Source organism: Enterococcus plantarum (assembly GCF_001730295.1).
Classification (GTDB): Bacteria; Bacillota; Bacilli; order Lactobacillales; family Enterococcaceae; genus Enterococcus_L; species Enterococcus_L plantarum.
This window is the reverse complement of sequence record NZ_MIKA01000006.1, coordinates 36,760-56,978: the sequence shown is the minus strand read 5'-3', so window position 1 is coordinate 56,978 and position 20,219 is coordinate 36,760. Positions and strand designations below refer to the sequence as shown.

22 protein-coding genes and 2 other annotated features are annotated in these 20,219 nt (G+C 35.6%); of the genes, 6 read left to right on the top strand and 16 right to left on the bottom strand.

What is annotated here, in order from left to right:
• Window positions 1-154: 154 nt before the first annotated feature.
• Window positions 155-784 carry a uridine kinase gene (gene udk / locus BCR22_RS03585; RefSeq protein ID WP_069653615.1) on the bottom strand — a complete coding sequence of 210 codons (630 nt, stop codon included), beginning with the start codon at window positions 782-784 and terminating at the stop codon, window positions 155-157.
• 123 nt (window positions 785-907) lie between these two features.
• On the opposite strand from udk, the gene BCR22_RS03580 reads away from it, so the two are divergent.
• Window positions 908-1,360, top strand: a complete 453-nt coding sequence (locus tag BCR22_RS03580; protein ID WP_069653614.1) for a GNAT family N-acetyltransferase — start codon at window positions 908-910, stop codon at window positions 1,358-1,360.
• 45 nt (window positions 1,361-1,405) lie between these two features.
• Here the strand turns inward: BCR22_RS03580 and BCR22_RS03575 are convergent, their stop codons facing one another.
• Entirely contained in the window at window positions 1,406-2,092 is a 687-nt protein-coding gene (locus tag BCR22_RS03575) for a YjjG family noncanonical pyrimidine nucleotidase (RefSeq protein WP_069653613.1), read from the bottom strand.
• Window positions 2,082-2,837: a 16S rRNA pseudouridine(516) synthase gene (locus BCR22_RS03570; protein ID WP_069653612.1), complete on the bottom strand. Its 756-nt coding sequence runs from the start codon at window positions 2,835-2,837 to the stop codon at window positions 2,082-2,084. The genes BCR22_RS03575 and BCR22_RS03570 overlap by 11 nt, the downstream gene beginning before the upstream one ends.
• Window positions 2,838-3,363: 526 nt before the next feature.
• On the opposite strand from BCR22_RS03570, the gene BCR22_RS03565 reads away from it, so the two are divergent.
• Together BCR22_RS03565 and BCR22_RS03560 are read left to right on the top strand one after the other, a co-directional pair.
• Complete coding sequence (locus tag BCR22_RS03565) at window positions 3,364-3,978, top strand: 50S ribosomal protein L25/general stress protein Ctc (RefSeq protein ID WP_069653611.1); 615 nt, start codon at window positions 3,364-3,366, stop codon at window positions 3,976-3,978.
• Window positions 3,979-4,171: 193 nt separating this feature from the next.
• Window positions 4,172-4,492, top strand: coding sequence for a DUF960 domain-containing protein (locus BCR22_RS03560; protein WP_069653610.1), 321 nt, complete (start codon window positions 4,172-4,174; stop codon window positions 4,490-4,492).
• A gap of 63 nt (window positions 4,493-4,555) precedes the next feature.
• Here BCR22_RS03560 and BCR22_RS03555 read toward each other — a convergent pair whose 3' ends face one another.
• The 6 genes from BCR22_RS03555 to BCR22_RS03530 all read right to left on the bottom strand — a co-directional run bounded on the left by BCR22_RS03555 (window position 4,556) and on the right by BCR22_RS03530 (window position 8,807).
• Window positions 4,556-4,804 (bottom strand): GlsB/YeaQ/YmgE family stress response membrane protein, encoded by a 249-nt coding sequence (locus BCR22_RS03555; RefSeq protein WP_069638886.1) that lies wholly within the window; start codon window positions 4,802-4,804, stop codon window positions 4,556-4,558.
• A gap of 37 nt (window positions 4,805-4,841) precedes the next feature.
• Entirely contained in the window at window positions 4,842-5,312 is a 471-nt protein-coding gene (locus tag BCR22_RS03550) for an Asp23/Gls24 family envelope stress response protein (RefSeq protein ID WP_069653609.1), read from the bottom strand.
• A 38-nt stretch (window positions 5,313-5,350) separates the two neighbouring features.
• Window positions 5,351-5,566, bottom strand: a complete 216-nt coding sequence (locus BCR22_RS03545; RefSeq protein ID WP_069653608.1) for a DUF2273 domain-containing protein — start codon at window positions 5,564-5,566, stop codon at window positions 5,351-5,353.
• A gap of 13 nt (window positions 5,567-5,579) precedes the next feature.
• On the bottom strand, window positions 5,580-6,143 hold the full coding sequence (gene amaP / locus BCR22_RS03540; protein WP_069653607.1) for an alkaline shock response membrane anchor protein AmaP: 564 nt from the start codon (window positions 6,141-6,143) through the stop codon (window positions 5,580-5,582).
• 230 nt (window positions 6,144-6,373) lie between these two features.
• The gene (locus BCR22_RS03535; protein WP_069653606.1) at window positions 6,374-8,020 is read right to left on the bottom strand and encodes a peptide ABC transporter substrate-binding protein; all 1,647 of its coding nucleotides are present in this window, start codon (window positions 8,018-8,020) and stop codon (window positions 6,374-6,376) included.
• Between the two features lie 64 nt (window positions 8,021-8,084).
• Window positions 8,085-8,807 (bottom strand): gamma-glutamyl-gamma-aminobutyrate hydrolase family protein, encoded by a 723-nt coding sequence (locus tag BCR22_RS03530; protein ID WP_069653605.1) that lies wholly within the window; start codon window positions 8,805-8,807, stop codon window positions 8,085-8,087.
• Window positions 8,808-9,063: 256 nt separating this feature from the next.
• Window positions 9,064-9,294, top strand: a binding site (T-box leader).
• A gap of 105 nt (window positions 9,295-9,399) precedes the next feature.
• Window positions 9,400-9,646, top strand: a binding site (T-box leader).
• Window positions 9,647-9,708: 62 nt separating this feature from the next.
• Here BCR22_RS03530 and BCR22_RS03525 point away from each other — a divergent pair.
• The 3 genes from BCR22_RS03525 to BCR22_RS03515 all read left to right on the top strand — a co-directional run bounded on the left by BCR22_RS03525 (window position 9,709) and on the right by BCR22_RS03515 (window position 12,223).
• Complete coding sequence (locus tag BCR22_RS03525; RefSeq protein WP_181429461.1) at window positions 9,709-10,353, top strand: amino acid ABC transporter permease; 645 nt, start codon at window positions 9,709-9,711, stop codon at window positions 10,351-10,353.
• A gap of 401 nt (window positions 10,354-10,754) precedes the next feature.
• Window positions 10,755-11,390, top strand: a complete 636-nt coding sequence (locus BCR22_RS03520) for an amino acid ABC transporter ATP-binding protein (protein ID WP_069653603.1) — start codon at window positions 10,755-10,757, stop codon at window positions 11,388-11,390.
• A 14-nt stretch (window positions 11,391-11,404) separates the two neighbouring features.
• Window positions 11,405-12,223: an amino acid ABC transporter substrate-binding protein gene (locus BCR22_RS03515; RefSeq protein ID WP_069653602.1), complete on the top strand. Its 819-nt coding sequence runs from the start codon at window positions 11,405-11,407 to the stop codon at window positions 12,221-12,223.
• A 217-nt stretch (window positions 12,224-12,440) separates the two neighbouring features.
• On the opposite strand, the gene wrbA is transcribed toward BCR22_RS03515, so the two are convergent.
• The 7 genes from wrbA to BCR22_RS03480 all read right to left on the bottom strand — a co-directional run bounded on the left by wrbA (window position 12,441) and on the right by BCR22_RS03480 (window position 19,911).
• A complete protein-coding gene (wrbA, locus tag BCR22_RS03510; protein WP_069653601.1) occupies window positions 12,441-13,046 on the bottom strand; it encodes an NAD(P)H:quinone oxidoreductase type IV in 606 nt (201 codons plus the stop codon).
• Between the two features lie 159 nt (window positions 13,047-13,205).
• Window positions 13,206-13,517 carry a rhodanese-like domain-containing protein gene (locus BCR22_RS03505; protein WP_069653600.1) on the bottom strand — a complete coding sequence of 104 codons (312 nt, stop codon included), beginning with the start codon at window positions 13,515-13,517 and terminating at the stop codon, window positions 13,206-13,208.
• Window positions 13,518-13,857: 340 nt separating this feature from the next.
• Window positions 13,858-15,324, bottom strand: coding sequence for a glycoside hydrolase family 1 protein (locus BCR22_RS03500; protein WP_069653599.1), 1,467 nt, complete (start codon window positions 15,322-15,324; stop codon window positions 13,858-13,860).
• Window positions 15,325-15,660: 336 nt separating this feature from the next.
• A complete protein-coding gene (locus tag BCR22_RS03495) occupies window positions 15,661-15,975 on the bottom strand; it encodes a hypothetical protein (protein WP_069653598.1) in 315 nt (104 codons plus the stop codon).
• A gap of 23 nt (window positions 15,976-15,998) precedes the next feature.
• Window positions 15,999-16,655, bottom strand: coding sequence for a hypothetical protein (locus tag BCR22_RS03490; RefSeq protein WP_069653597.1), 657 nt, complete (start codon window positions 16,653-16,655; stop codon window positions 15,999-16,001).
• A gap of 63 nt (window positions 16,656-16,718) precedes the next feature.
• Complete coding sequence (locus BCR22_RS03485) at window positions 16,719-17,249, bottom strand: hypothetical protein (RefSeq protein WP_083241732.1); 531 nt, start codon at window positions 17,247-17,249, stop codon at window positions 16,719-16,721.
• 10 nt (window positions 17,250-17,259) lie between these two features.
• Entirely contained in the window at window positions 17,260-19,911 is a 2,652-nt protein-coding gene (locus tag BCR22_RS03480) for a fibronectin type III domain-containing protein (protein ID WP_069653595.1), read from the bottom strand.
• Window positions 19,912-20,219 lie beyond the last annotated feature (308 nt).

The window sequence follows — 20,219 nt, the reverse complement described above, 5'->3', positions numbered from 1 at the left end:
CTGATGCCCTCGTCAATAGTTATCTCATAAGATACTACACCTAAGAATAGTTTGTCTATATTTCCTGTTTTTGCACTAGAATAACATAACAAAAAAACAACGACTCTATTTGATAAATTCAAATAAAAACCATTGTTTTTTAGTGATTCTCTATTTATACTTCATTTAAAATACTTGCTACTTTTGTCGTGATCAAATCAATCGCTACGTGATTTTCTCCGCCTTCTGGAACAATCACATCTGCATATCGTTTTGTGGGTTCGATGAACTGATGATACATTGGTTTTACTACTGATAAATATTGTTCAATAACAGAGTCTAAAGTTCTTCCGCGTTCTTCCATATCACGTTTGATTCTGCGAATGATGCGCATATCATCATCTGTGTCGACATAGAGTTTAATGTCCATTAGCTCTCTTAACCGAACATCTTCCAAGATCAGTATCCCTTCTAAAATAATGACCTCTTTCGGTTCTTGAACAAGAATATCTGAACTTCGAGTGTGTGCAACGTAATCATACACTGGTTTTTCGATTGTTTGATAGTTAATCAACTGTTGTATGTGCTCGATCAGCAAATCCGTATCGAAAGCAAACGGGTGATCATAATTCGTTGTTAGTCTTTCTTCAAAACTCAGATGGCTTTGATCTTTATAATAAGAATCTTGTTCCAGCATCATGATAGAATGATTGGGAAAATGATTAAAAATCGCTCGACTGACACTGGTTTTCCCACTGCCGGAACCGCCAGTAACACCAATCACGATTGGTTGAGTATTTTTCATTCAACGAAACCTCTCTCTTATATGTAATAGTCATAATAACCTTTTTCTATTATAATAGAAACGAGCATAAATGCCACAATTTTATTCACTTATTGACTATTTTATTAGAAAGGAAAAAACAGTATGACGATCAAGAAAATCGAAACTCTTCAAACAGTCCACTATGACCTACTATTATTAGCTGATCCAGCTAAACATTTAGTCGCTAACTATACTAAACGTGGTTTATGTTTTGAACTACTTCACGATGAAATACCGATTGGTGTTCTAGTCTTACTTCCTACAAGACCCGAAACATTAGAAATTGTGAATATTGCCGTTTCAAAAAGCTATCAGGGGCAAGGTTTTGGTAAAAAATTGATCCAGTTTGCTTTCGTTTATGCTAAAAATAATCAATACAAAACCGTTGAAATCGGTACGGGCAGTACTAGCTTGGGTCAATTATATCTTTATCAAAAATGCGGCTTTCGCATGACAAGTATTGATCGTGATTTTTTTCTTCGTCACTATGAGGAAGAAATAATCGAGAATAAGCTTATTTTAAAAGATATGGTTCGCTTATGTATAGATCTATAAAAAATAGCCGTCGCAAGTCTTATGAACTCCTGCGACTGCCAATTTTTATTGTTCCAACACGTTAAAAATCTCATCTAAATAACTGATTTCATACGTTGGTTTAACCTCAGCTATTGGGTGTTGTTTCCCTGGATTTAACCAAACTGTTTTGATATTTGCCGAATTCCCTCCTTGAATATCTGAAGCCAATGAATCTCCAATAATCAATGTTTTTTCTCGCTCAAAATTAGGAATTCGTTCAAAAACATAGTCGAAATATTCTTTCATCGGTTTTTGAAAACCTACTTCTTCTGAAACAAAGATATAATTAAAAAAGGGTGTCATATTTGAATCGTTCAGTCGTTGATATTGCGTTTTTGCGACACCATTTGTCACAATATACAGATCGTAATCAGGTTTGAGTCGCTCAATGATTTCTTTACTATTTCCCAATAAATCGTGCCCCTGACCTAGATAATGGCGATATTGTTCCCCCATCTTTTTCCCATCTACTTTTTTATCTAATTGCTCAAATAGTAAACTAAAGCGCATATCCGTCACCGTTGTTTTATCTATTTTTCCTTGCTCAAATTCACGCCACAATTGACTGTTGATTTTTTTGTATGTTGCTTCTATTTCATCTGTTAGCGTGACGTTTTCTTCTTGAAAAAGAGCTTGTAGTGCTTTTTTTTCTGTTAATTGAAAATCTAGTAATGTATCATCTACATCAAATAATAATGTTTTAAATTTCATCTTCCACTCTCTTTTCTTTTTTATGAGTCGTAAAATAAGGCAACAACATCTTTAATTCTGCTTGGTTTAAGGGACGATATTCCCCTAAATCAAGGTTTGTATCTAATTGGATTGGTCCCATTGATAATCGTTTCAAATAAACCACTTTTTTTCCAACAGATAAAAACATTTTTTTGACTTGATGAAATTTTCCCTCCGTTATATCTAAATAGGCATGGCTCTCATTTTTTTCTGATGTTAAAATTTCCAGCTTGGCCGGCTTACACCTATTTCCGTCAGAAAAAACGATTCCATGCGCAAATGCTATACTATCCTGAGCTGTTAAAGGTTCATTCACTCTAACTTCATACCTCTTTGTAACCTTTTTATGTGGCAACAATAATTGATACCCTAACTGACCATTATCCGTCATTAGCAATAATCCTTCTGTATCACGATCTAAACGACCTATAGGATATAATCCTGCTCGTTGATCACTAGGATGAATTAACTCAATAACGGTTTGATGTTGAGCATCTTTGACTGCCGTCACAACACCTTTAGGCTTATTCAGCATATAATACACATGGGATTCGTGTTGGATTTTTTGATCCCCAACGTAAATTTCTTGTAACGTTGCATCTACATTCAAATTTTCATTCAAGATGATCTGACCGTCAACCGTAACTTGTTTACTGCGAATCAGTGTTTTTACTTTTCTTTTAGAACCGATTTTTTTTTCTTCTAATAATTTATCTAACCGCATTTATTTTCCTCATTTCATTTAATATTTTAGTATAAACTTTAAAAAATGAAAAGAAATCACCCTGAACGACGTACAATTTTTCCGAATCGATACTTTTTAAGACTCTTTAAAGGTCATCCGTTCTTTCTTCACTTCCCTTGACTTACCATTGAATTCGCGTTAAGGTTGATATAGAAAGTGAATAAGGTTTCTCAAAAACAGCGTAATGACCTGGGAGAGAATAAGATATCATATGGAATTCCCTCTGGATAATTGTGCACAATTATTCGGGATTTTTTGTTTTTGTTGTTCGTTTGTAGAAGCTGCTTGTTCGTTTCAAATTTGAACAGGAAAACCTTAGCTAAGTTTATGCTTTTACATGTTTATACTCTACGTCAACAAAACTCCTTTTTTCCATCATGTTGCGTTTTGCAGATAACCAAATATAAATTCATTTTGATTTATCTAGCTTTATAAGCAAGTCTCATAATACAGGGAGGCTATAAAAGCTTGTTCAGCTTTTAAATTTAAGGGAGGAATTTAGGTTATGTCAGTATCATTAGAAGTCAAAGAAAGAGCTGTCCGTCCGCGTTCACTAAGAAATCAACTACGTCACTCTGGTCAAGTTCCCGCCGTCGTTTATGGGTATGAAATTGAAAGTACACCTATTTCAGTTGATCAAAAAGAAATAACAAAAATTTTACGAGACAATGGTGCCAATGCCGTAATCACAATGACTATTGGTGGTAAAAAAATCAATACATTGATGTTTAAAGCTCAATTGGACACCTTTACAAATCAAATGAAACATATCGAATTTCTAGCTGTAAATATGAAAGAAACAACGGAAGTAGAAGCTGAAATCGTGCTTATCGGTGAATCCGAAGGGGTGAAAGCTGGTGGTGAACTTGCTCAAAACTTATATAATGTTTTAGTTTCAGCAACACCAGATAAGTTACCGGAACGTGTAGAAGTCGATATTACAAAACTTGCAATTGGCGATGCTATTACCGTGGCTGATTTACCAGAAAGTAAAGATTATGAGATCATTACTGACAGTGAAGAACAAATTGCAGCCGTAGTAGAAGCGAAAACGGAATCAGAAGAAGAAAGTTCTGGAGAAGCTGCTGAACCTACAGTGATCGGTGAAAAACCAGAATAATCCATCTATTAAAATAGATTTTAGAAGGTTGAGATGTCACTCTTAGAGTGATGTCTCAATTTCTTTTTTCTATTTTTACATTCAACAGATTGTGCAAGCTTTTTAGTTGCTTTTTTTTTGAAACATGACAGAAGCGACTTTTTCCTAAATAAGGTATACTGTTGATATTAGATAGCTAAAGGAGGTCATATAAATGGTTGAAAGTTTTGATAGTGAACGTAGTCGTTATGCATCTTTAGGTGTGGTTGAAAGCCTACCTGGCGCTTTGATCGACAGTATCTGGCTGATTATCGATTTGGATTTAAAAGGGGTCATCCCACTTACGAATGTGCTGTATTTTGATTTAATAGACAATGGTGGGACAGTAACTGTTCATTTTTCACAAGAAATCAGCGATGTTCAAATGGCCGTTGACTTACCTTTTCCTTACTCTGAAAACTATCCGTCTCAAGTATTTGCTTTTGATGATGGTCATAAAGAAACGATTTTATTGCCGGCAGAAATGCTGGAATAATAAAAAAACCAGTTCTACATAGCTTGTAAAAGTCATGTAGAACTGGTTTTTATTTCTTTATATCTATGCCATTCGTTTCGCAATAAATGAATAAATTGCGATACAAATCACTGCACCAATCAATGCGGAAATAATTGGAAACCCACCGATAATTGGGCCAAAGTTTCCTAAAAGCATTGTGCCTACCCAGCTACCAATAAATCCAACGATAATATTGCCAATTACACCACCTGGTACATCTCTACCTAAAATTGCTCCAGCAATGGCTCCTAGTACACCGCCGACAATCAATGACCAAATAAAACTCAACATAATAAACATCCTCCTCTAATTCAACTACAGCGAAACATTATTGTAATGTACGTGTATTGTTTTCTTGTTTTTTATCATTTTCATTATCATCTTTTTTCTTGTTTTCAAATTTTTCTTCGTACTGTTCCTTTGACATCACATCATCTACGTTCATGTTAAATTCAATAACATCTAGCCCCGTCATGTTTTTTACTTCTTCTGCAACTTTTTTTGTTGCTGTATCAAATACTTGAGCAATATTCTTACCATATTCCCCAATGACATCTAAATCAATTGCAACTTGTTTCGTTCCAACTTCTGCACTAATGCCTTTCGTTGGATTGTTTCCATTCGTAAATTTATCGGTCAAGTTTGTAATCGCATTTCCGCTTAATCCTAAAATACCAGGGATTTCTGATACGGCGATACCAGCAATTTTTTTCACGACTTGATCGTCAAATGTTAATTTTGTTTTGATTCCATTTGCGTTTGTTCCTTCAGTTGTGTTTCCAGTTGCTTTGTTATCCATATTTTTCTCAACCTTTCTGATTTTGATTCGATTTATTTTTATCTTTCAAAAAAAGCCTGTATTGTAGCTAAAATTGAAGAGATAGAGCGGTTTTCATCTTGCGTTTTGCCAATAAAATAGCCGATTCCTGTTAAAGCGACAAGCAAAACTGTTTTCCAAAATCCAATTGTCATAAACAGTATGGCAATTAGAACAGCTAATCCGGTACATATAATTTGATTGCGGTAAGGAGCTATTGTCATTCTTTTTTTCATTATCCTTCCTCCTTTAAACCACACGTGACTCTTTTTTACTGCTTGGCAATAAAGACGATTCTGCTTTTTTCTTTTTGAAAATAACCTTGATTTTATTCGTCTCGATCATTGCCATGTTTTGCAAGGCTTGTGGGATTGATTCTTGAATTTGTTTCCCTCTACTTAAGAACTGCTGTTGTTGTTCGTCTGCTATCGTGACTTCTACATCTGCCGTTTGTTTTTTTGTTAATCTAACTTTTACCTGTGTATTATCACCATTTACAATGCCATGTAATGAAGCTCTAGCAATCGATTCCAGTGTGTTCAGTGGTAAGTTGACCTGACCGGTATCTTTTTTTATGTGGATTTGTTTTGATGTGATCGGTTTGAATATAATCATCAAGAAAGCCAGCAACAAGATTGCTAATAAAGCAAAAAGAACAACTTGGTAAAAATAAAATAGCCAATCATATTGAAACAGTAAATTATCAAAAAATGTGGTCACAACACCTAAATCTACCATTTGAGAATATAAACCAGCAATCCCAAAAATACCAGCTAATAGTATAATAGAAATAAGTACTTTGATTACTCGCATAGATTTTCTCCCTCCAACGTTGATTGTACTTTTTCAAGATTTTTCTCTCATCTATACTTTTATGTTAAACGCATTATCAAACAATTACAAAAGATATGCATGCTCTTTGTTGGATCCTCGTTTACGCCTTTCTCTTTTTCACTGTAAACACTGCGATGAAGATACTAATGACTTCATAATAAAAAAAGGGAACATAAAGATGTTGATCTTTATGCTCCCTTTTTTATCTATTATTCAACATACGCTAAACGATAAGATACTGTTCTACCAAACGGAAAAACTTGTAATTCTTTTAATTGATCCGCTTTTAAATACCCAATTGCTCCTTGATAAAGCGGCAGAACAGCGGCATCTTTTTCAATCAAGGTTTCTTCTAATTCTTTTAATTTATCCCAACGTTTTTCTGGTTCGTTAGCTAAAGTGATTCTAGCATCATTCAATCCTTTGTCATAGTCAGAATTATTATAGCCTGAAGTATTCAACCCACTTTTAGAGTCATAAAATTCTAAAAAGTTGATTGGATCAGCATAATCTGGTGTCCATGTACCAAAAACTAAGTCAAAATTGCTTGCTGTTTGCAAGTCCAATCGATTTTGCAGTGGAATAGATTTCAACGTAATTTTTAACCCAGGTAGATTTTGTTGTAATTGCCCTTGGACATACTCGATTGTCTTTTTCGCAAGTGCGGAATCGGCTGATAATAATTCTAATTCAATTTCATCTTTGCCTAATTCTTTCTTAGCTATTTCCCAACTTTTTTGTGCTTCTTTTAAATCATATGGAAGGAAATCTCCATTTTCTTTTCGGAAATCTTCGCCTGTTTCAGGATCTTTCGCAAAATCTTTTGGCACAAAACCGTTGATAGCTGTAGAACCATCCCCTAAAATATCTTTAGCAAATGTTTCTTTATCGATTGCTTGTAAAATAGCTTTACGCGCATTTACATTGCCGGTTACTTCTCGCTTATGATTAGGACTCAAATAGCCAACCATTGCCTTGGGAATAAAATGTGCTTGCGGTGAGTCTTTGTATTGCAATGCATACGTATCTGCTAGAACAGTGTAATCTAGATCACCTGCATCAAAAAGGTTTGTTCCAGTACCGATTTCTTTCACTACTTGAACATCAATCGTATCTAGCTTAACATTTTCCTGATCCCAGTAGTCTTTGTTTTTTGTTAGTTTCCAATTTTCTGTATTACCGTCCCAACCAGAAATTACAAATGGGCCATTTCCAACAAAATTATCTGTTGATGTACCGTAAGCATCGCCTTTTTCTTTGACGAACTTTTCATTTTTGGGCATAAAGGGCGTTCCAACCAATACTTGAGATAGATAAGGAATTGGGTATTCTAAGGTCATTTCTAATGTTTGATCATCAATTGCTTTGACCCCAAGCTCATCCACTTTTGCTTCCCCTTCTCGGATTTTTCGACCATTTTTGAAAATATCCATTTGGTTACTGCTACTTGAACCAAAACTTGGATCTACAACATTTTTAAATGCTGAGACAAAATCACCTGCTATAACAGGATCACCATTGCTCCATTTTGTCTCTTTTAATTTAAATGTGTACACTAATCCATCATCACTAACGGTAGGCTCACTTGCTGCAACAGCTAATTCTGGATCATGATTTTTATCCATTCGATAAAGTCCTTCTACAACTTGACCAATCATATCCGAACTGTATACATCCGTATAATGTGCGCTATCTAGTGTTGATAACTCTCCTCCAGAAGCAACTTTGATTACTTGTGTCTGATCTGTTTTACCGCCATCCGTTTTTTCACCAGATGTGCTGGTCCCTTGTCCCCCATTGCAAGCCGTCAATAATAAACCCGCTGCTAATACAAAAACACCAAACTTTTTCTTCATTGTCTAATTCCTCCTCTTTCTTAAAACTGATCATAACGCTTGTTTTCTGTTCAATCTACATTACCTATAATTCTTCAACAACATAACGAAAAACAGCCATTTCTTGTTCTAAATGATCAAAAGCAAAATCAGGGTGCCACTGCACGCCTAAAAATGCGAGATTCGAATCGTTACTTTCCACTCCTTCAATAATGCCGTCTTCACTAAGTGCTGTAACTTTTAGTTTCTTTGCTAATTTTTTGACAGCTTGAAAATGAAACGAGTTAACAGTTGTTTTTTTACCGTAAATGTCACGTAAAATACTCGTGTCTTCTGTTTGGATCTGATGTGTAGGAATTTCACGTGATACCGGTACTTGCATATGGGCAATTTTCCCATCGCTAAAATGACTGATGTCCTGATACAAACTGCCACCAAGTGCTACGTTAACTAATTGGAGACCACGACAAACCGCAAAAATCGGTTTATTTTGTGCAATAGCTTCTTCAATCAACGCTAACTCAAATTGATCTCTTTTTTCTGATAATGACGCTTCTTCAAGTTGAACTGATTCACCATATAATGCTGGTGAAACATTCTGTCCGCCAGCCAAAATCAACTTATCGATTTGTTTGATATACTCCTTAGCCAAATCAGGAGAGCCCACTGGCAAAACCAACGGTAAACCACCAGCGTTTTGAACGGCTTTAACATATCCAAAAGGAGTATAACTGATCGGTAAATGATACAATTTCGCCCCTGCGTCTTCAATTTCATTCGCTGCAATTCCAATAATCGGCCGCCTCAATCGATATCACTCCTTTTTTACTTTCCGACAATAATTGTACATAGTTTATCAGATATATTTATAGAAGGATAGTACAAATAGAAACAGTGCGATAGTTTTTCACTATCACCGTTTACTTACTTTTTAATAGGAAGTAACTATTTCTATTTTACCTCAACTTTGTTCAATCAGTTACTTTTATGCTTAAAACAAGCTATTTTCTGAATTTTCTAAACAAACAGTTGTTGACAAACAGAAAAACTGGTGGTAAAGTTATAAAAAAACAAAGAACAGAAGAGTACCTTTATTTTATTCTCAAAGAGAGTCTTTGGTTGGTGTAAAAAGACAGAAGGATAAAGCGAACCACATCTGGGAGTTAACTTTTTGAATGTAGCAGTAGGGAAGTTCGGGTATGCCCGTTACAGCATTGGAAGTCTATGACTTCATGAGGTTATCGTTGTGAAGCGATAATAAAAAAAGGTGGAACCACGATTTTTACGTCCTTTGGCTTAATTGCCAAAGGATTTTTTGTTTTTTATCCCTAAACATCGTATATTGTTACAATAAATAGAAATAACTTATTAGAACAATTCATATTAGCTATTCTAATAAAATTAAAACGCACAAACAGAACAAGTAATCAAAGATACTTTCTTGACAGAGACTTTTTTATTCGCTGAGAAAAAAAGCTGGAAACCTTCGATGAACACACCTGTTTTAGTCACCTTCTGAATCAAGTAAGAAGATGCGGCATTCTCCGTTATCAGAAAAGAATCTTTTCTTTTACAAAAGATTCTACGAGGTTAATATTGTGAGGTATTAACGAATTGAGGTGGAACCACGATTATTTCGTCCTCTTGGCAAACCAGTCAAGGGGACTTTTTTGTTTACTCTTATAAAAAAATAAAAAACTGGAGGAAAAATGATGAACTATATTTTAGAAATTATGCCGGCTTTAGTTGACGGCGCACTCATGACATTGAAAGTATTTATTTTTACACTATTAGGCTCGATTCCACTTGGGATTTTAGTTGCATTTGCCTTACAGACAAATTTTAAACCTTTGAATTTTCTGATTACTATTTATATCTGGCTAATGCGTGGGACACCGTTGTTACTACAACTTATTTTTGTTTTTTACGGCCTACCATTGATTGGCATTGTCTTTGAACGATATGATGCAGCTTTATTCGCGTTTATTTTAAATTATGCAGCTTATTTTGCAGAAATTTTTCGTGGCGGCATTCAATCGATTCCAGAAGGGCAATATGAAGCGGCGAAAGTTTTACGTTTAACACGATTTCAAACCGTCACAAGAATTATTTTACCCCAAGTGATCAAAATCGTTTTACCTTCTATCGGTAATGAAGTGATCAATTTGGTTAAAGATACTTCTTTGATCTATGTACTTGGTTTAGGGGACCTATTACGTGCTGGTAAAATTGCGATGAGTCGCGATGTCAGTTTATTGCCTTTAGTTTTAGTTGGTATTATTTACCTTTTGTTGACGGCCGTCCTAACGTTAGCCTCGAAAAAATTGGAAAAACACTATCAGTATTACAAATAAACGGAAGACTGTTGCTATATGTCATCTAGCTTTACGGGCTAACTCTTCGGGTAAAAGATAAATTTCGATTGAGGCAAAAAGCGCCTCATTCTTAATTTCCTATTTTCCTGTCAGAGTAGAACGAGCCCGCTACGCTTTTAACACTATCTAGCTTTACGGGCTAACTCTTCGGGTAAAAGATAAATTTCGATTGAGGCAAAAAGCGCCTCATTCTTAATTTCCTATTTTCCTGTCAGAGTAGAACGAGCCCGCTACGCTTTTAACACTATCTAGCTTTACGGGCTAACTCTTCGGGTAAAAGATAAATTTCGATTGAGGCAAAAAGCGCCTCATTCTTAATTTCCTATTTTCCTGTCAGAGTAGAACGAGCCCGCTACGCTTTTAAAATTAGGAGGAAAATCATGTTACGAATAAAAAATTTAACTAAAAGTTTTGATAGTCGTCGCATCATCGATCAATTGAATTTAGAGATCAAAGATGGAGAGATTTTAACGATTGTAGGGCCTTCTGGTGGTGGTAAAACAACGTTGTTGCGTTGCTTAGCTGGTCTAGAAACCATAGATTCAGGAGAATTAACGATGGATGGTGTCCCCTTTAATCCTGTAGAAATGAATAATGCAGATCAAGTCGTGGGGATTGTTTTTCAAGATTTCCAATTATTTCCTCACCTTTCAGTTTTAGATAATATCACGTTAGCACCTATCCTTTCCTTAAAACAATCGAAAGAAGCAAGTGAAATGGAAGCAATGGACTTATTGATGAAATTCGATCTCCATGGAAAAGAGAACTTGTATCCTTATCAATTATCCGGCGGTCAAAAACAACGTGTCGCTCTCGCTCGGGCTCTTGCAATGAAACCTAAAGTATTAGGCTATGACGAACCTACTAGTGCACTTGATCCTGAACTTCGCCAACAAGTCGAAGAAGTGATTTTAACGTTAAAAGCACAAGGCATGACTCAAATCGTCGTCACCCACGATATGAATTTTGCTGAAAATATTGCTGACAACTTATTAACAGTAAAACCGGTTCAGTAGAAAGGAAAGATTATATGAAGAAAAAAAATTATCTAATCCTTGCCATAACAGCTATTTTTGCAATAGTATCCATAGCCGGTTGTGGTAGAAAAAAAACAGATGCTGATCAATGGATACGAATCAATGATGAAAAAAGAGTTATCGTTGGCTTAGATGATTCCTTTGTCCCCATGGGCTTTCAAAATAAATCCGGTGAAATCATTGGATTTGACGTTGATTTAGCTCGGGCAGTATTTGAGTTATATGGGATCACTGTGGACTTTCAACCAATCGACTGGTCCATGAAAGAAAATGAATTACAAAATCAAACAATTGACTTGATTTGGAATGGTTATTCTAAAAGTGCTGAACGAGAAGAAAAAGTACTTTTTAGTGATGAGTACATGAAAAATGAACAAGTCGTCGTTTCTCTGAAAGAGAATGCTATCCATTCATTCTCAGATATGAAAGGCAAAATTCTAGGTGCCCAAAATGGTTCTTCTGGCTACAACAGCTTTGAAACACAACCTGACATTTTGAAAAATTTGGTTAAAGATCAAACAGCTATTTTGTATGATGGTTTTAATGAAGCATTTATGGATTTAAAGTCCGGACGAATTGATGGCTTATTGATTGATCGTGTTTATGCCAACTATTATCTTTCTCACGAGGATAATCTAGCAAATTATTCGATTGTTAGTGGTGAATTTGAAAGTGAAGCTTTCGCTGTTGGTCTGAGAAAATCCGATAAAGAACTAGCCGAAAAAATCAACAACGGTTTTGAAGAGCTTAGAAAAACCGGAAAACTAGCTGATATTTCAAAAAAGTGGTTTGGAGAAGATGTAACAAAATAAGAACTATTTTTTAGATAACCCAATACTTATCTTGCCTACTTTTGAGCGTTATCTAATCACCGCATTTAAGAAGTAACAATCTATTAGGCTGTCTATCCAATAAAAACCCCCAAGAGAAGTGATCTCGTTTGGGAGGTAATGATTTCTAAACTATTTATGATACCACTATCGCATTCTTTAATAAAAAGAACGCAATAGTGGTATCGTTCTACTTTTTTTAACCTAAATAATTACTTGTTACATCAACCAAACGTTTGGTTTGATCTTGAACTGCTGCTTTCACTTCGTCCGCTTTTAACATATTCCCTTCACCGTCGATTGAAGCACTTGTTCCATAAGGGTTACCGCCAGCAGCAAAAGTAGATGGATTTACGTAACCTGCTGGTACGATGATTGCACCCCAATGTTGCATTACTGTGTATATCCCTTGGATTACTTGCTCTTGTCCACCGTTTGGATTTTGTGCAGAAGAGAATGCTGTGACAAATTTATTCGCTAATTTTCCTTGTGCCCAAAGCCCTCCTTGTAAATCAAAAAATTGTTTTAACTGACTGGCCATTACACCAAAGCGTGAAGGTGAAGAGAAAATGTAGGCATCTGCCCATAATAAATCGTCACTTGTCACTTCTGGAATTTCTTTACTTGCTTCGACATTTTTGCGCCAAGCTGGATTTGAATCAATTGCCACATCTGGCGCTAACTCATGAACTTTTCTTAAACGAACTTCTGCTCCATTCGCTTCTGCTGCTTCTTTGGCCCATTTTACCATTTGTGTACCTGTTCCTGTTGAACTATAATAGGCAATTAATAATTTTGTTGTCATGACTTTTTCCTCCAATAACTGTTGTTTTCTTATTTACATTTATATACTAACAAAAAGTAAGTATACTTGCAAAGGATTTTGCTTACTAAAAATAAGTTTTCTCTTTAATTCTGTTCATCAAAAAAATCGCAACAAGCATCAGGCTCATTGCGATTTTTTTTATTGATAACTATTTTCTTTTCCATCCCAAACAGACATACCTTCTGAAACAGAAACAACATTGTAGCCATAATTTTCAAGAAACGAGCACGCATGCTCTGAACGCACGCCATGCTGACAAATCACATAATGGGGTTGTTCACGATTTATCTCTGTCATTGCCTCTGGTAAAGTGGACAAAGGATAATTTTTAGCGTTGACGATATGACCTGCAGCAAATTCTTCCACTTCCCGGACATCAATGATTGAAACGGGCTCACTCACTGTTAGTTCGATTAATTCTTTTAATTCTTTGATTGATACTCTTTTCATCTGGTTATGATTCCTCCTGCGGCTTTTTCAAACATCTGACTACACTTATTAAACAATTTTGTAACCAGAAAATTCGCCTCATTAGCAGTATACCATGGTTGATTTTTACTACAACATTTTACGCCCAATTTATGAACATTTATTTTAAGAAAAGAGAATGAGCCTGGGACATAACTAAAAAAGTTATGTTTCAGGCTCTTAGTAACCGAATAAACGGTGGGCGCAGAAGTAACTCCGAGAAATAAGCCGAAATTCACAAAAATTTGAAGAGCAATTTTCGTAAATTCCTTCTTATTTCTCGGAGTTAAACACTTCTGTCCCAACCTCCTACCCCGCCTCTTTATTCTTGTAGACCATTTGCGGCAATCAATTTTTTGTACCAATAAAATGATTGTTTTCTAGAACGATCCAATGTTCCATTCCCTTCATCATCCATATCAACATAGATAAAACCATATCTTTTTTTCATTTCACCTGTTCCAGATGAAACGACATCAATACATCCCCATGGCGTATAGCCTATCAAATCAACACCATCTAATTCAATGGCATCTTTCATCGCAGCGATATGTTTGCTGAAATAATCGATACGATAATCATCTTGGATCGTACCGTCTGTTTCTAGTTTATCCACTGCACCAAAGCCATTTTCTACAACAAATAATGGTATATTATATCGATCATACAATTTACACAACGAAATACGCAATCCTAGAGGATCAACAGCCCAACCCCACTCTGATTCTTGCAAGTATGGGTTCTTGACTGCTGGCATTTGATTTCCCCCCACATATTTCACTTCATCTGGATTAGCTGCAGAAACGGTCGACATATAATAACTAAAGCCAATGTAATCAACGGTTCCTTCTTTAATAAGCTCATCATCCCCCGCCTCTTTTTGAATGACGACATTTTTTCGTTCGAATTCTTTTACTTTGTGAGCTGGATAATAGCCTTTGACTTGCACATCAATATAAAATTCTTGTTCCCGATTAAACTTGATTGCTTCCATCACATCATTTGGATTACAACTCATTGGGTAACTCGGAATATAAGCCACCATCATTCCTATATTAAAATCAGGATTGATTTGATGTCCTAATTTAACCGCTTTAGCACTAGCAACGAATAAGTGATGTGCTGCTTGATACTTTGCTTGTTGATCATTTTGGTGAATCCCAATTTGAGTCCAGCTGCGCAAAAAATTAATTTCATTGAAGGTCATCCAGTATTTGACTTTGTCTTTGTAGCGTTTAAACAACGTTTCACAGAAAAACACGAAATAGTCAATTACTTTTCTATTTGACCACCCATCTAATTCATCTGCTAAATACATTGGAATATCGAAGTGATTGATTGTTACGATTGGCTCAATTCCGTAACGTAACAACTCATCAAAGACTTTATCATAAAAAGCCAAACCTTCTTCATTGATTTCCTTTGTTCCTTTTGGACATATTCTAGCCCAAGCGATTGAAAGTCTAAAGCATTTAAAGCCCATTTCTGCAAATAATGCAATATCTTCCTTATAATGATTATAAAAATCTGTGGCTACATGACTAGGATAATACTTATCTGGATCAACATAGCCAACTGCCCCTTCTGGCAAAGCTTCTCCTCTACTACATGTTTCAACTTTACCCTCTTTCGTTTTATAGGTAATCATTCTAGGTGTTGTGTGACTGCCTCCTGTAATTGCATCAAGCGTACTAAGCCCTTTGCCTCCTGATAGATAGCCGCCTTCATATTGGTTAGCTGCTGTTGCGCCACCCCATAAAAAATTTTCTGGAAATACTGATTTGCTCATTGGTCATTTCTCCTCACTATACATTTTTAAGAAATACAGTCCAGTCATCTCAAAACATCGATTACCAGAACCTTCCTTCTCAATCTTTTATCCAAAAATATAAAAACCATAATAGAATAAACACAACAAAACCCTTGTCGTCTTTACGCTATTATGGTTATGCCTGAAAATTCAGTTACATTCCGTTACTTATCATTATAGCACAAAGGAAAGCGCTGTCAAATCTGTTTTTGCGTAACGGTTCGAATAAAAATAGAGGATGGAAAAAACGAACTATCCGTTTCCTCCACCCTCTACATTTGAATAACCAGTTAGATTACAATAGTGCTATCCAAACTATTTATTTCTATGTGCTTTCCACCTACTGAGCAATAAAAAAATCAACAGGAGCAATAAGCCAATCGACGTTAGCTGTTCGACAATACTACCAGCGGTTGGAAAATTTTTTACTCTTATGTGCGTTTGCTTTGGTTGTGCTAATTTCGTATCTGACCCTGGTTCTGGTTTGATTGATGGCTGTATAGTTGTCTCATTTCTACCGATTTGTCCATGGATCTCTATATCAGTCGTAGCATCCGAAATCGTTTGAAAAGAAGTAATACAACTCACCAAAAGAATGATCGTAATGATGTAACATTTGAATTGTTTCATCTTATATCACGGCCTTTATTTAATTATGGTGTTACACCAATCGTTGTTCCATCTTTTTGGATCGATGTGAATTTCAATGTTAGTTTATAGTCTTCTTTTGCTGCAGTTTCATTGACATTTGTTGGTAAACTAGCCGTTGTTGTACCAGTATAAAAGAATTTAGCAGAATTCGCATAGGCTGAAGCTGCATCATCTTCGATATTCAAACGTCCATCTTTATTGGCCAATCGCATCCAAACTGCTGAACTTGTTAGGTCAACTAACGCATTGTTTGCAACCAAATTAGTCTTTTTTGGAGCCTCAACTAAATCGTTCCCTTTAGCTTCGATTGCTAAGGTGTCCACGTACTTAGGAGTTCCTTCCATTTTATTCAATGTCACTGCAACACCGCGACCTGAATTATTTACGATGTTATAATCAGCAGACTCAATGTTTTTATGTGCACTAGCAGTCGTAGTATGGAAGGCCGTCACTGTATCAACAGTAACATTAATCCACTCATCAGAGCCTTCTGGGATATTCGTATCTGGATTTGTATTATCTAATTTACCGATTGATCCATTAATCGTGATCTCTGCTGAATTATTCCCATTAATATCATCAGCTAAAGCTATTTGTGTTAGTCCTGATACGCTTAGACCTAGCATCATTGTAGTAAGTAAAAAGTTTGTTTTCTTCATTCTGTTTCTCCTTCTGTGTGTGAAATGATTTATTTTTAACAGAAAATCTGCTAAATAACGATATTAGTTGTTGATGCGAATTGTAATGCCAGCTTGAACTTGCCCACGTTTCTTGTTTGTCTTTGAATCATAAATATCAAACGTAGCTGTTGCTGGATAATCTCCCTGAGCAAGTTTTTTCTCTAGTTTTGCTCCATTTATTTCATACCCTGGCTGAATTGCACCAGAGGAATAAACTTGTTCATTATTGCTATCTAAATGAATTACCACATTGATGGGATACCCGTTTTCGATAGGATTTTGAATGTATAGACTACCTTCACTGTCGCCGTTCTCAAATACAGCCTCTGATTTAATGACCATATTGAATTTACTTGCATCCACAGCTTTTTGTTCAGCTGCTTTGAGATCTTTATCACTCATTTTTTTAGCGCCTTTTGCATCTGGTAAGTAGTCTCCTGAAACAACTTGTACAGGTTCCGTTTTAGTTGAAAAATAATAATATAAGCCTGCCGCTGAAGCTGCTAATAAGAATAGCAATAGTAAAATCAGCAATCGTTTCTTTTTCTTCTTCTCTTCGTTTGTGTTATCCATAAAATCCCTCTCACTCTTCATCTTTTTCTACTTTGAATGTCACTTTGTACGTTGGAAATATTGCTTGTCTTGTGGCGTTAAAGTACTTACCTTTAAGACGCAAGTTTTTTTCTTCATTCACGTTTAAAACACCGACCGATAAAGGATTTTGTGATAATTCGTTCGTTAAGAAAAGTGGCTCTGCCTGATTGTTATCAACAAGCAATTGCAACGCTAGTTCATCCTGACCTAAATTTCCTGATAAACTATCTAACAGTTGCAACTGATTGGCCGCTGCATTTTCCTTCGTTAGATTGGTTATCGATACTTTTGTTGGGGTGTTTCCTTTGTTTACGACTGGATACTCACTTGAAGACACTTGCCCTTCTTGCAAAGTTCCAATGTCTTTATTTTGGGTTTGAAAGGCCATTTCGATTGGCACTTCTACTTTGATAATATCTGTTATCGTTTGGAATTCTGTTAACGGTGTCATCGCTAAAACAACTTCTTCTCCATAAACACCTGCAACACTCACACGAACATAATAGGTTACGTCTCCTTCAAGTCCTTTTAATTTCGCACTGAAATTTTGGTTTTTATTACCAGAAAGTACCGCCACTTGAGACATTGTTTCAGCTTTTGGAAAGTCTTTGTTTTTACTGTACTCTACTGTAACTTGTCGGTACTTACTGCCAAAATCTGCCTGTTGGTCAGGTATTGCAGCAGCTTCTCCATTTGAATAGTCTGTCCATTTTCCTGTATCACTTGCCAATACCCCGTTGATGATTGCAGTAGTGGTTGTGACATTAGCTGTAAGGTTGCTCAACTGTGGTTGGGTAGCAAATATTTCTGCATCAGAAAATTCACTCTCACCAGCTTGATTGATCACAACCATTTGAGCCCAATAAAGTGTGTTTGGGTTCAAACCGTCTATAGTGATTTCGTACTGAGATTTAAGTACTGTATTTTTCTGATTTTCAAATGAATTTAATGTAACAATTTGCCTTGCTTTCCTTAAATCATTTGCATCTTCTTCAGAAGAGAAAATGAAGAATTTCACTTCGGTTGCTTGACTCCCATTATTTACAGAACTTCCAATTAGTGAAACGGATGTATCCAATGACTTAAGGGCATATAGTTCTAATTGATCTGGAACATCCACGAATTCACTAAATACCAATTTTTGTGCGTTTTTTAAAGCAAGTAATTCTCCATCACTAAATGGGCTACTCGAACCTGGTATATTCGTAAAATTCGTTCCTTGAACACTTAAATCTGAAGCTTGCTTAAATAGTTCTTGTGTCGGCGCGCTGTCCGTTTTACTTGAAAAAGTTTCTATTTTTTGTAAATAGTTACTTGTAAAAGATAGATTATTTACGCCATTGGCACCATTTAACCCCAAAGTTCCTATACTCGTTCCCGCAAATGAAACCTGTTTTGCTTTATTCATATTGAGTGCAAAATTACTGGATGACGAAGTTGTAAAGATGGTTCCACTTGCAACATCTAGGGAAACATCAGCATTTTCTCCAATATTCATCCCACCTTTAGCAGTATAAAGGTTGATTGGCAAAGGCAACTTAAAATCGACTTGAGACTGCTCTTGAAAATCAAATGTTACAGGTTGTGTTTGATTAGATGCAAAGAATTGATTCCTTGCACTATCTGTAGCAAGTGTTACTTTATCCAAATTAAAAACAGCATTCTTTTCAACAACATAGCTCGGAGCTAACGTTCCATATGTCATGTTACTATTCGTCTGTATATCAAGCTGTGCATTTTCTCTTACCACTATTTGAGATTGGTTTGCGTGAGGATTTGCTAAATACGTACTTGTTGACCAGATAAATGCTCTTGTTTGATTGGAGGAATGTGTGATAGATGTATGTCCATTCTGGATTTCTACGTAGTTGATTTCTGCCCATTCTTGGGAATATGTACTCGTACCTCTTTGATCGATCGTATTTTGTCCTCGCATAAGGACCGATCCATTAGTGTTGTAAATCATTTGACCATTTGTTGAATAGTAATCAACACTATCAAAAATAAAGGTCATATTAATGGCTGAACCTCCAGATAAAAAGCCATAATACCCAACAGCACCAGAACCATCGCTGTTTCCAAACTGTGTATTACGAATTTCAATTACTGCGTTCTCCTGATTTGCATAAAAACCACGAGTAGCCGAAGCGCCTTTGTTGTATGTAATAATGTGATTAGCACCATCGATGATCATGCCATCTTTCAACTGATAGCCATTAGATCCCAAATCAATATTATCCGTTAGTCGAAATTTCAGTTTTTGACTATCTTTTAAATACTCAGTCAAAGTAGCTGCTGTGTCGACCAACCAGAAGCCATCTGTATCTTGTGGATCATCTGCTCTTAACATATTTTTGCTATTTATTTCAGAATTATTTTCATCTACTAAGTTATTCGTATCATTTGTATTAGTTATTTTTCCATTTTCTATTGATTCTTCTTCAGTCGTTGATTCTTGGCTAAACGAAGAATCATCAACAGGGATCTCTGACGACTCAGATGGCATACTTTCTTCCGTTGACTCACTTGTTACCGACTCTTCTGCAACAGGTTGCTGAATTTCTATAGCATAGGACCAGTCACTTGGAAAAATAATTAAAATGATAAAACTGATAAATATCAATCGAATATTTTTTTTCACGACAGTCCTCCCTTAATATTTTGCATATAAATCAACAAAAAATAAATCTTTCTTTTATTATTGTATTGTAATTCGTAGTGAATATCAATTCAATGGCGTTAATTTTTTAAAAAAATATACTTATTTCATTAATTAAAGTAAGTTATTCTTTACTTTTTATTTCTTTTTGATTATTCAAGCTTGATTATTCAGCTTTTCGCAATTGTTAAGTTTTTTATAAACTATTCCATTTTTCTTTTACTCTACACTATTTTATGACTCAATTTCGAGATTTTTCTTTATGAAGACCAGTTGAAAAAGAAAAACGG